Source organism: Ruegeria sp. CDSA246 (genome assembly GCF_059611225.1).
In genome coordinates, this window is record NZ_JBXWPD010000038.1 from 1 (window position 1) to 8837 (window position 8837).

Below are 8837 nucleotides of genomic sequence, written 5' to 3' on the forward strand. Positions count from 1 at the left end.
TAATCAGACAAACCAGATGAGCCAGATCCTCTCTTAGATCAGGCAGCCATCTGTCCCAAAATCCCTGACGACGGACACTCAACTGTTCCAATTCAGTGGATATCCGACGACAAACTTGGTGTGAGAGGGCTAGACTGCCTCAGCGGAATGTAGCGCTCCATTTGACATTACCTACCAACACACGAAAAACCTTTTTGTATCAACACACTCTTATCACATCGGCGCGGTATACTGACCAAAAATTTCAGAATGAATTACCTTCATTTAGTGAAGCGATCAAAGGCCTCGCCGCCCCTCCTTGAAAAGCAAATCGTCACTCGGTTGCTCTAGGTTTTGCTAGAGTCCGAACCAACAATCTGAATAGAAGCGGCGTATCCCCAGCTGATCACCTTCAGATAGGTAAAGTCGGTTTGCCAGAGCTGGTTTGGTCGTGTCGTCTTGTCGTGGAACTCATCTGCTGTTGACAGAACCACATAGGCCGGGCTGGTGATCAGGTCGTAAGACTTGAGGATGCGATAGACCGAAGCCTCTGACACAAAATACTTTTCCGTGTCGGTGAATTGCACGGCCAATTCGCGCGGCGACAGATCGCTTTCCTTCAGAGCCAGGTCCTTGATCTTCTCGCGCACTGGCGTGGGAATACGGCTCCAGACCCGTGATGGCTTGGGACTACGATCCTCAAGCGCTTCAGGGCCACCCGACAGATACTGGTCATACCAGCGATAGAAGGTGGTCTTCGGGATGCCCAGCTTTTCCAAAGTGCGCTTGGTCGGGAGATGCGAACCTTCGACGAGGCGGATGATCTCCAGCTTTTCAGATGCGGGATATCTCATTCGTCGTCGTCCCCATCCGCGATCATGCTTTTTTTGAGCAACCGCAGTTCAAGAGCCTGTTCGGCAACCACTTCCTTCAGAGGCTGCAATGATCAACGCGGTTCCTAAACTTGGACAAAACTTAGCGACAGCGGTCGAGTTCATCCTCAAAAGCACACCTGGACAGACTGCGGAGAGGTAGTAAACCTTATATAAAGTGTTGTTTTTGAAAAAGTTTGTACGTTTTGACAAAGGCAGAAACGGCCGTTTTGACCCGGTGATTTCGATTCAAAGCGAGACAGTTCAAATTTCCCGCTTTCTAAGTCAATATTGACTCACCCAAAAAGCTGGCGAAAGAATTCTTCGTCTACGGCTTACAATTTAAATGAGATTTGCTCAAAGGATATAAATCGTGTTCAGAGCGTACATTTTTTTCCTAGTGCTCTTGTCAACTCAAGCTGCTCTCGGCCAGCAGTTTACTCTTTCCGGCAATGGTCTCTATAGCTGGTGTACTGGTGGTAATCCGGACGCATCTGAATGCTACACTAACTATTTAGAAGAAGACGGCGAAGGATCGCAAACGTGCTTAGACGCAGTTAGCGAAGAACGCTCCAGAATCAAGGCTCTGTGCAAGGGATACATTCAAGCAGCACACGATGTTGGTTCGGCTCAGGGGAAAGTCTGCATTAAAACAGAAGTCAAGCTCAATGATATGGCTAAGATATTTGTATTATTGGCTCCTTCCCTATTCGAAAGTGAGCCCAACATGAAGGAAGAGAGCGCCATACCGGCCACCGTCAAGGTTCTAACACGTGCATTTCCATGCGATTGAGAAAGCACCTCATCAGAACGAGTGAAGTTTCAGGGAGCAGGTTTCTTCCCACACATAGCCTGAATATGATACAAAATGATTGACTAAGTTGGCTCCCGTGACGCACGCTATACACGTGCGATTTCATTGAAGACAAAATGCTTCAACCACATCTGGAACAGCGCCGATCTTGATTGATTGGGAAAATCTGCTAACAATATTCTTTGTTACAAAAGCCCAGCCTCCAGCAGATTTTTTTGAAGGAGAGGGAACATTAAATTGATTAGAATATTTATTTTTTCATTTGTTCTAATGTTCGCAGCTTGCGATTCAGCCCAAGTCATTATGTCGCGAGCATATACAGAGAAAGGCTTACTTAACGTCAATAATGTACGGCTAGGGTATGTCTGGATTTGGGATCGATCATCCGAGCAGATACAACGCGTGGACATCATTTCTCCGCAACCTTCAAACAAGTTCTCCGATCAAACAGGCTTTGATACATCCGTGTCATTCGAGACAGGAGCCAAGTTTAACGGTAATGTGACGCTTACTGCAGCGGAAGTCAGCGCGCTTGAAGCCGAGGTATCAAGACGATCCGTTCTAAAGTCGGAAAACCTCAGAACGGAAGCCTTTCGCAGTCCCGTCCAAGGACTTATTGACGCCCTAAATGGCGACCCCGATAAGTTCATAGCATCCTTACAGCTCATGGATGTGATAAAGTCTAACGGCAAAAAACTGTATGTGGTCGCTGATGAAGTCGGGTTTTCTGAGTTTACCGAGCTGTCAGTGGACGGGCGAACCGCACTTGGTACCGAATTCGACGCTAGCAATGTGAAAGCGAATTTGAAATTCGAGGTCATTGATGCTGGGAAACTTGAATTTCGGGGGCGAGATGGCGGATTAGCCCCAACGTTTTTTCGATTTTCGATCATCAAGCCTACTTTAGGGGAAGACAATAATCCCAAATTTCGAACGGAAACAACAGCAGCGCTTTCCGAATTTCTTGAGCTCGTAAAGCAAGGAAAGTTCTAAAAGTAGCTTATTTTCAGTAACTTAGATGAACATCTTACATCGACACCACCTTAGAAAGGAATTGGAAAAAAGGAGTAGTACAAATGAAAATACGTTCGGCTTTCAGCGCGATATTTGGCGTGATGATGATTGTCTTAGTACAAGCCACGACCCCGCTCTATGCCCACGATAGTTTGGAAGCACCGCAAGACAACGCGGCGACAATAAACCTAGGCGGCTTCTTTGCCCGAATGGACACTACAATTGACTTGGACGCAGGCAACTATGCACCTGAGTTCATCGGACAAATTTTCGATATCGAGGATCTTGTCGAAGACACCCATCCTAGCGCAAAGCACTACGATGTCATCCTGCAGCCTGGCCACTATGGCCGAACAACGGGAGCGACAGGCGGCGGTGGTAAACTCGAGGATGGCACCCCTATCTATGAACAAGATTTGGTTGCGGAGATCGTAGCTCAAACAGCCAGCCGATTAATCGAACTTGAGTTGGACGTTGCCGTAATCCCTGCGGATAATTTTACGAAGCCGATGCGAGGTTACGTATTTTTGTCAGTTCACGCAGACGGAAGCGGAACGCCCTGTGCATCAGGACCAAGCCTTGGATACGATGATTCTTCCGACCTTCTGGGTATGCACTTGCTGGCCTACGCATTGGGAACTTCGCTTGGTGTCAACTATGCGGACTTTATGAATGACAATTTCACTACTAACCTCAGCAACTACTACGCCTTCAAGCACATGCGTACGAGCGTCTTTGAAGGCGTTTTAGAAATCGGGGAGCTTTCCTGTACAAAAACAGCTGCATCTAAGCCCAGCAATCGAAAAAAAATACCTGTCGACACCGTCTATGAACGACGTGCAGTTATCGCAGACAACCTAGCCTACGCACTTGATACCGCTGTTGCGATCGCAAAACTCTCCGGGCGATAAAATGAGCCGTTTGTTGAGGATTTCAGCAAGCTTGCTTCTAGCGAGCTTGCTTGGATTAAGCGAAGCACATGCGAGTAGCTGTCGTGCGGAAGAGCGCGCACGCGGGGAAATCGCCAATTTCTCCGCTATAGTGGACGCAGCTGAAATCGAGAAATTCAGTTTCGATCATGACAGCGTCGAACTCGCCCAGATAGGCAATTTTGGATATGTCGCATCGTCCGCACTATGGGAGAGGTGCCAAATTTATGTCTGCTGGGCGGAAACTTATGACTCTCATAGTCGAGACAAGCGTCTAGTCCGCAAGGCTTTAGAGAGTTCATGGGAATACTATTCACAGCTTGAACTAACAGGGTGGGACACTTGTCCAAGCGAAAATTTCGATGGCATAGGCATCACGATCAGCGAGGAGCGTCCAACTGTTGCAGGGCTAGGCACACTGGGGAGAGGCCGAAAAGATGCGGTTTCACTGAACCTGACACAATCGAGCCTAACGTGTCCAAACGGCGGAAAGCTATGCCCGCTACGTATTTTGCGGCTCGAGGCACAAGTCGTACACGAGTTTGGCCATGCTCTCGGTATCGTTCACGAACACATGCGACATGACAAGCACAAAGGTTGTAATCGCAAAGACGGCACAAGTGGCGATAAAGTTCTTACGCCTTATGATCCACATTCTGAGATGAATTACTGCAATGGTGCGAAGAGCTCAGGCAAGCTTAGCTACGGAGATGTGCTGACCATTGTACAACTCTTCGGCGCTCCAGATTGGATGAGGCAATGACATGAGGTTATCCATTATCTTTTTGACTGCAACTGCGCTTTCATTCGGATCATACGCTGGTGCATCCGCTCAGCAGCTTGCCGAAGGCGTCTTCCAAATATCAATAAAATATCCGAACGTTTGCAAAGGCAACAGAACAGTCACTGGTTCTGCTTTTCTGGTAGGGAAAACACGAAACCTCTTTGTCACAGCAGCGCATGTTTTTGACCCACCTGAGGGTTGTCCACCTGGTGGGATAAGTAAGGATGAAATTGAAATCTCTTTAAGACACAGGACGACGAACGGAGATGTGCGAAACCCAGAGTTCACAGCGATCGATCTTTTTGAACCACACCAAAAATTGTATGATATAGTTGCCTTTACGGTCGAAGGTGACCGCTATCCAGAACAGTCTATGGATTTTTGCACTAATCATACGCCTGAACCGACAAAAGCTTATACTGCCCACGGATTCGGGGTGGGTGAAGCTAAAAGGGTTCCAGTGCAGTTTGATAACCATGCAAAGAACGACACTTGGAGCGTGCGATCAGAGTTTACGCATGGTCACAGCGGCGGGCCTGTGATCGATGATGATACCGGATTCGTGGTTGGTATCGTACAAGGGGGCAACCCTAACACAACAATACAGAGACGTGTGGTGCCCTTGTCCGCAATAAACGGACTCCTTCGAAACGACTTCCCCCAAGTCTTTGCCGAAAGATGCAGAAGCCGTGATGCTCCAGTTGTGTTTGCGATCGGTGGAGATATCCATGGCGAACAACTTCGTAAGAATATGACGTCTGCAATTGCTGGGGCCAAAAATAAGCTGAACAGCAGGTATGCGCGCGCCTATGCCGGATCCATCGTAGATGTCCTAGAACATCATGATACTGGGCAACATGATTTGCTCCAGATATGGAAAGACGACAAAATTTCTTTCATCGTTGGCCTTTTTGAGTCCGAGCCAGATCGTGACAACTTATTCGATGGGTTTGGCTTCTACTTCGTTGGAAATGCAAAAGAAAGTTACAATTTGGTCGACCCTGATCACGTCGCATATGATCCTACCAGCCACTCTGGCTATATCATCGAGTTTGACGACTTCGAGAAATATATCGAATTCGACCCAATGGCCGAAGAATCTATCCACATAGCGAATGACAAATTCAAGACTCAGCTAGCGAGTTTTCTTGGTGCACATGGTGTCGATCTTTGGTGGGAGGCTCTTCCAGTAGACGATCATCTGAAGCGCAATGACGAACTCAAAAAGGAGATCAAGAGCCAGTTAGCCCGTCGTGCGACTAGCTTCTTGAAGCTTGAACCAAAGGTTGTGCAGACTGACTTTTCAAGGTCGCTGTTCGACTTTGCCAGAAGATTTACGGTACAGGGTTAATTCACATGCTGAGAGCACATGCAATCCTGACAGCTACGACCATCTGCACATACTTCGCGATTTTTACACAGATTAACTATGCCCAAGCTCTTGAGCGATCAAAAACTGAGACCAGAGACTACGCGAACTATTTGGCACAAATTGGTATGGCTTTTCTACCTTTTGAAGCCAACGAAAAAAAGCTACGCACTGAGCTTCCAGTGTTCATAAAATACCACATTATGAGCCCAAAGTTCGGTGGTGAGGTCGGCTCCCGAAGCTTTGAACGAGTTAGTGATGAAAGCATTGTTCAAGCTAGGGAGCGTCTTGGCAAGTTTACAGAGCATACAGCGGCAACGGAGCCAAATTTGCGCGCGCTAGGCCGCGCCACGCTGCCGGTTCTTGAAATCGGCTTTGAGCAAGATGAGAATTCCACCTCTATTTCAGCGCCGAATTCTGTCGGTGTTGCTCGAGCAAACGCAATGCAAGGTGTAGTAACCGGCCAAGTCCGTGACGTTTTTTACAATGACGCACTAGGCGGATATGCGGTTTCGCTCACATATGAGCACACAGGAAGCTATCCCGACTACCGACAAGACCGTTTGGAAGACTGGATAGTCACGACAGCGCATGACGGGGTCGCCGTTGCAGAATTTCCGCGCCAGAAGGTTGTGCTCCCGCCCTTTTACATTCCCATCGAAGCGCCGATGCAATTTTGTGTTCGAGCAAAGTCCTCTGGACAGTGCTCCCAGAGGCCTGCGGGCTTGCTGCTTAAGCTGACGGATAGCTCACGACCAGACAGAATTGTCGCAAGCAATTTTTCGAAGACTGACGAGTATGCGATTGAGTTTCCTGCCGAAGTAGCAAATAGCCAAGAGTTCGAGCTATCCATCCAGTTCTTGCGGACAGTTCTAAACTATCACAAGGGTGACTGGCACAAGGTAGAGAAATTTGGGAGCCGCGCTCTAGAACTCGAACCGGACGCTGACCTCGAGATAAATACCCTTCTGATGGTTGGTGCAGCAAAGTATCGTATAGGAGAGCGAGGGTGGGATGAGATTAATCACGCCTATAAAATCGACCCTTACTCTTCGACCGTACAGAGTTTCGTTCGCGTTGCGTTGGAGGTTGATCTGAAATCACAACTCATTTCCGAGAAGGACTACAAAACCGGGCTGGAAGACTTGGAGAAGTGGTGAAGAACTTTTTAAAATCCAAATTATACGGAAAACGGCGCTCTGTCATTTTGCTGCCCATCACAACTACGGGCTTACTGATTTTTGTGTTAAGCTCTTTTCCAGCCCAATCACAGCAAACACATATCTGTGACTACGATCCATCGGTAAATTATCCGCCAAGACTCCTGATCAATGCGCAACAACGAATGAAGGATCGCATTAGAACAACACTGCCGGAACAGTACGAAAAAATGCGTGCGCGTTTCGCTGATGAGCTTTTGTTTGGCAAACCACTCAAAAAAGACACCGTAGAAGCAATTCAGCTTTACCTCGGCTATGATCAGTTGGACGGATGCGTAACGCACCAGCTCATTCGCGACTTCTTAGAGTGAGCGCCTATGGCACGGGCTTAATCTAGGTGAATCTTCTGATTTCGAAGCTTAGGATCAGGACGCATTGCCTGTAGATGACGAGCACTTGGGGCGACACTAAAACGGGAGAGCTACGATTTCAACCTAAGGAGGGATTACTCTGATGTCACTATCTTTTAGGGCGATGGCTTTTTCGGCTTGTTTAGTATCCATCAATGTTCTTGCTGCAACCGGTCAAGAGTCTTTCGAGTTACCGACAAACTGGTCCGAAATGGAAATCGAAGCCAAGTGGGAGATTACTGCGGAACAGTACAATGAGTTGGCAAACGCATTTGCTGACAGCAATAGCTGGTCAGGGTTTCAGATGAACGTTCGATGGGGCGGCGTCTCAAGAAAGTTCATAGACGTATACTACGATTCCGCCACGAAGTCGTTGAGCCGTGACCTTCATTCGCTTCGGCACAGAACCCGCTTCCAATCGATCCCACGTGCCGCAGACAACAGCCCAGCGAGCCTTGATGCGGCGAATTGGCAAGAGGACTGGCAGCGGGTGCAATACAAATCGACACCGTGCAATATTGGAGCGGCTTGGTTCCGTGTTGAAACGGGAGATTGTCGAATCACGGATTCCGATGGAGACGGGCTCTGTCTTTTGGACCACCCTCTCACCGTTCTGTCTATTTTTGGTGGAAATTTTCCAGCACACGAAGGAATTTCTATGCTTTCACAAGACCATCCGGACTTTCTTCTCTCTAACCTCCAACCGATCCTGCATGTGTTTGACTATCGATATCGCGTACTTTTCGAAAGCGATGATAGGGCTGTCTATGAATTGTCCTTGGACCGAGTCACGAGTACGGACCTTATCGCGGGCGGCACCACGCATTCGTTTGAAGCTGAGCTTGAGATCGTGGCAAGTGATCGAACGGCACAACAGGTTATAGATCTCATTAAACTTGCCCAACAAATCCAAGAGGAATTTAATTTGACGCCATCGACGCTTAGCAAAGGGGGGCTCACCGTTCTACAATGTGAGTGACCCTCGGTCAACAAGTCTGCAACTTTGCGCAGAAGTTATTGCGGTCTCCGTTTGACGCCCGACGCACATCAACGCCCGCGCTTTGGACCTCCTTCGTCGTTGTCCAGAACGCAAGGCTATGATGTCATTGTGCAAGCACGGCATGTTGGTCGAAGTTCCGGTGCCACTGTTACAGCTGGAAGACATATAAACGAGCAGCAAAGTCTCGAAAAACTGAGACTTGAAGTGGATTCGGCGACCACCTTACGCCCTGAAATCGACATTGGTGCGAGGTGCATCATCCGGTAAAGTGGGCCCCGAGCCGTCATTCGCCGCACTTTTTCCAAACGGCGGCTTTCGATGGCTAGATGATTTTTTGCGCTTGCTTCCAATAGAAGAGCGAAACTAACACTACCATGATGACGTCATCGCGCTTTGTTGACCAAAAACACAGTGCATCAACTTTTTTGCAGTGTCCGTCGTCAGGGATTTTGGGACAGATGGCGCTCTGATCTAAGAGAGGATGTGGCTCATCTGGTTGGTTTGAT

The 8837-nt window shown here is 48.2% G+C and carries 9 protein-coding genes and 1 pseudogene; 8 read left to right on the forward strand and 2 right to left on the reverse strand.

The genetic code is table 11. The features are described 5' to 3' along the window. Positions 1-371 precede the first annotated feature (371 nt). Positions 372-913 (reverse strand): annotated as a pseudogene (locus AC2FI9_RS22460) (helix-turn-helix domain-containing protein); the annotation flags it as partial. Between the two features lie 311 nt (positions 914-1224). On the opposite strand from AC2FI9_RS22460, the gene AC2FI9_RS22465 reads away from it, so the two are divergent. The 8 genes from AC2FI9_RS22465 (at position 1225) to AC2FI9_RS22500 (ending at position 8310) form a co-directional block, all read left to right on the forward strand. Continuing rightward, complete coding sequence (locus tag AC2FI9_RS22465) at positions 1225-1644, forward strand: Rap1a/Tai family immunity protein (protein WP_496770930.1); 420 nt, start codon at positions 1225-1227, stop codon at positions 1642-1644. Between the two features lie 423 nt (positions 1645-2067). Next, the gene (locus AC2FI9_RS22470) at positions 2068-2658 is read left to right on the forward strand and encodes a hypothetical protein (RefSeq protein WP_496770932.1); all 591 of its coding nucleotides are present in this window, start codon (positions 2068-2070) and stop codon (positions 2656-2658) included. Positions 2659-2741: 83 nt separating this feature from the next. Continuing rightward, complete coding sequence (locus tag AC2FI9_RS22475; protein WP_496770934.1) at positions 2742-3590, forward strand: hypothetical protein; 849 nt, start codon at positions 2742-2744, stop codon at positions 3588-3590. Between the two features lies 1 nt (position 3591). Then, positions 3592-4371 carry a hypothetical protein gene (locus tag AC2FI9_RS22480; protein ID WP_496770936.1) on the forward strand — a complete coding sequence of 260 codons (780 nt, stop codon included), beginning with the start codon at positions 3592-3594 and terminating at the stop codon, positions 4369-4371. A 1-nt stretch (position 4372) separates the two neighbouring features. Continuing rightward, complete coding sequence (locus tag AC2FI9_RS22485) at positions 4373-5743, forward strand: trypsin-like serine peptidase (protein ID WP_496770937.1); 1371 nt, start codon at positions 4373-4375, stop codon at positions 5741-5743. Between the two features lie 5 nt (positions 5744-5748). Next, positions 5749-6921 carry a hypothetical protein gene (locus tag AC2FI9_RS22490; protein WP_496770939.1) on the forward strand — a complete coding sequence of 391 codons (1173 nt, stop codon included), beginning with the start codon at positions 5749-5751 and terminating at the stop codon, positions 6919-6921. Further along, the gene (locus AC2FI9_RS22495) at positions 6918-7292 is read left to right on the forward strand and encodes a hypothetical protein (protein WP_496770941.1); all 375 of its coding nucleotides are present in this window, start codon (positions 6918-6920) and stop codon (positions 7290-7292) included. Before AC2FI9_RS22490 ends, AC2FI9_RS22495 begins: the two co-directional genes overlap by 4 nt. Before the next feature lie 142 nt (positions 7293-7434). Further along, positions 7435-8310 carry a CYTH domain-containing protein gene (locus tag AC2FI9_RS22500; protein ID WP_496770943.1) on the forward strand — a complete coding sequence of 292 codons (876 nt, stop codon included), beginning with the start codon at positions 7435-7437 and terminating at the stop codon, positions 8308-8310. Between the two features lie 343 nt (positions 8311-8653). Here the strand turns inward: AC2FI9_RS22500 and AC2FI9_RS22505 are convergent. Then, positions 8654-8837 (reverse strand): hypothetical protein (locus AC2FI9_RS22505; protein ID WP_496770945.1); only part of this gene is annotated, 184 nt, incomplete at its 5' end.